Source organism: Pseudoalteromonas denitrificans DSM 6059 (genome assembly GCF_900112265.1).
Classification (GTDB): Bacteria; Pseudomonadota; Gammaproteobacteria; order Enterobacterales; family Alteromonadaceae; genus Pseudoalteromonas; species Pseudoalteromonas denitrificans.
Window position 1 is genome coordinate 1 of record NZ_FOLO01000122.1, and the last position, 1,406, is coordinate 1,406.

Below are 1,406 nucleotides of genomic sequence, written 5' to 3' on the forward strand. Positions count from 1 at the left end.
ATCAACTTTAAGCCCTCCATTCCCTAACTTGCTGTAATCTCATCCAATTATTAGGTTTTTTCCTCCGTTTGTTTTGTCGGCAAGCGGTTGAAGAAGCGAAGAGTTTTGCCAGTTGCTTGAGGCATTTTATCAAGCTGCGTCGCTCAGCGATGCAGGCGGCAAGATGGGAAGCCTGTTCCTGAATGGCTTGAACACCTTTGGTGAGGCTGCGCTGGGGTATTTCCCACAATCCGGTGAGCATGATCCAGTGTTGGATGAGGATAATCAGTAATTTGACGTAGATTTCACACAAAATTCGCCATACGTTGGCACTTCTGGAAACCGCGAGGCGACTTTGACTTTTCCAGAGTTTAAAGATGAGTTCGATTTGCCAGCGCGAACCGTACAGGTTGGGAGCTTCGGCGGTCTCTAACAAAGTTGGCGGAGCATTGGTGATGAGCAACCACCAATCGCACAAGGCTAGGTGCCGTTCAGAGGGTGTTCGTCCTCTTTTCGCTGCTTTGGCGATGGCGGCAGCGCGTTGGCGGGCAGCGGATTCTGCCGACAAACGCACCATGATCAGACGTGCCTGTAATTGGGCTGTGACGCCGACTAACACGGAACGTTCGGCGATGGTGATATTTTTAGCCGCTAATTCCTGCAATGTCTGTCCCAAGTCGATGGCTTCCGGCTGTTCTGTGGACGTATACACGTTCGTCCCAGATAGCAGACGCGATAGCCAGTATTCCCCGCGCTGCGCTTCTGCCTCCATCCGTTTCAAGTCAAAATAACCCAAATCACGGATATGCAGGCTTCCCGGGGTCTGTACTGCATTCAATAAGGGGCTGCGGTTATCGGCATCACGCCCTGATCGCAGAGCCAGCCGTGTTTCACCACCGTTGAGGTCGTATTGCAGGTCAATTTTCAGCGCGGCTTGATTCGTGAGTTTGGATTCGCCACCGCCTCCCGTACCTTTCCATAGGCTGGTCAGTTCGTCCGGCAAGGCGATTTGAGTACTGTCTTCAACGTAGACAGCGGGAAAGCGTTGGCATAATGCCCACTGAACCGGACGGTCACTGGACACAGCTTGCGCAATCGCCTGTTCCAACACCTGCTGGATGAACTCACTCGCTGTTTGGGTAAAACGTTTGTCCAGTCCCTGTGGACTAATGGGGAGCTGTTGGAAGGCGGCTGTCCGACTTAATCCATCCAATGTGCTGGCAGGATTGCCCATCCAGCCAAACACCAAGCTGCGGATGAAGTTCGAGCCGCTGAGTTTGCGCTGGCGTTGAATGAAGCCGCTTTTTTTGCTAACGCGTCCGCTTTTTCATACAAGATGGCTTGCAATGCGGTGGCTACTTTTGTCAGTATCAATGCGCGGTCTCCTTGTCGAAGTCGATCTATTCGGTGTGCAAAACTAATAGCCT

Annotated in this window: 2 protein-coding genes; both read right to left on the reverse strand. The window is 52.1% G+C overall.

Annotation, left to right across the window (positions count from 1 at the left end; all coding sequences use genetic code 11):
• Positions 1–7 precede the first annotated feature (7 nt).
• Positions 8–1,273, reverse strand: a complete 1,266-nt coding sequence (locus BM088_RS26880) for an IS4 family transposase (RefSeq protein WP_342742252.1) — start codon at positions 1,271–1,273, stop codon at positions 8–10.
• Positions 1,180–1,406 (reverse strand): hypothetical protein (locus BM088_RS27855; protein ID WP_245763944.1); only part of this gene is annotated, 227 nt, incomplete at its 5' end. The genes BM088_RS27855 and BM088_RS26880, both read right to left, overlap by 94 nt.